Source organism: Bacillus sp. MYb209 (assembly GCF_002975175.1).
Classification (GTDB): Bacteria; Bacillota; Bacilli; order Bacillales; family Bacillaceae_G; genus Bacillus_A.
Genome location: NZ_PCNZ01000123.1, coordinates 1 through 1,458, shown reverse-complemented (window position 1 = coordinate 1,458; position 1,458 = coordinate 1). Strand labels below are relative to the sequence as shown.

At 32.5% G+C, this 1,458-nt stretch carries 1 protein-coding gene; it reads right to left on the bottom strand.

The window, feature by feature from the left end:
* Positions 1-74: 74 nt before the first annotated feature.
* Positions 75-626 (bottom strand): MerR family transcriptional regulator, encoded by a 552-nt coding sequence (locus CQZ94_RS30705; protein WP_105588435.1) that lies wholly within the window; start codon positions 624-626, stop codon positions 75-77.
* Between the last annotated feature and the right edge of the window lie 832 nt (positions 627-1,458).

Genomic DNA, 1,458 nt, shown 5'->3' with positions numbered 1-1,458 from the left:
ATGAGGGTTCCCCTCATCGTCAAGGAACTTTCGCGGCATAAACGCCAGGACTCAGATTATAAATCTCAAAAAAATCATTTTCCAAATAACTTCGCAAAAAAACCTTTTGATTCCGTAGACGCTGTTAATGATTTTGTTTCTTGTACTTCACGAATTGTTTCAAGTAACTTCTGATCCCGTTGCTCTAACTTGTTATCAATATAATCTTGTTGCTTTTGTAATTGTTCAATTAACAACTTATTAAATTCTTCTTGTTTCTCACTATATTCTCTAAGTTTACTAACTTCATTTTTTAATGCTTTTAATTCTTCAGCTAAAATCTCTCCAACCTCTTTACTAGGAACAGGTTTAATACTCTCTCCACCTGTAGCAAAATAATGTTCAATTTGTTTTATTGAATAATTCTGTTCTCGATGTAATTGCTTAACTATCTTCATTTGCTCAAGAGCTTTTTCATCAAAAATATTGTAACCTGACTCATTTTTCTCTAAAGGAATATATGTCTTTAATCCTTTCATCCAATTCCTTATAACATTTGGTGATTCATCTAAATATAATGCAACTTCTTTAACAGTCATAGCTATATAACCTGGGTTTTCTCCACCTAGGCATTCACTTTTACCCATCTTTTTACCCACCTTTTTACCCACCTTTAAAACCTAGATAAAAACCTATATATTTTTAATATCAAGGATTATTTTCCAAAAAACCAACTTTGAAACCTAGGTTTTTACTAATTCATCCTACTAAGGTTTATATCCTTTTGTCATATGGAAATAACGGAATTTTTCATATCTCCAATTCATACTTCATTTAGCAAAGATCCTAGCCGCGCCACAAAAAGTTTTCTAATAACCTTGCAACAAACCGCAATCAAAATCACATTCTTGTTTTTTTAACATAATAAAATTTAGTTTAAAAACAAGTCATTTTATAAAATTGGAAATTCTAAATCAAAATAGAGAGAAGAGCATAAGGGGTTTTTGGGCCCAACTAGGGGCTGGGACTAGGCGGAGCCTAGCTTAAACATGGGTACACGAAAATTCCCAGGATGTCCACTCACTGACGACACAAAACCCTCCAAATGTCCCCATTGTGTCCCTAGATGTAGACTCAGTGAGTACACAAAGTCCCTTTAATGTCTCCATATGAGTACTCACTAAGGACATGATATTTTTAATAAATTGCAATCAAACATTACTTTAAAATACTAAAAGAAAACAATAGCTATTAAATAAATATAAATCCTTAATCTAGAAATAAATAACAATAAAATACAAAACACTATTCAGGCGCTTCAGAATCCTTTTTAAAGAATATAAATCTAAAGTAATACTATTAATGTCGTGAAAATGAAAATAAACGCTTAAAAAGCAAAATGAACAGGTTTAAAAGAAGGTTTCCCTTTGCTTTTGGGGTTGAGGCTGGTTCGTCGTGTGGGGACGAGCCCCCACGTAT

Bases quoted from the DNA above. Each gene is read 5' to 3' on its own strand.
- CQZ94_RS30705 (WP_105588435.1), bottom strand. From the start codon at position 626: ATGGGTAAAAGTGAATGCCTAGGTGGAGAAAACCCAGGTTATATAGCT.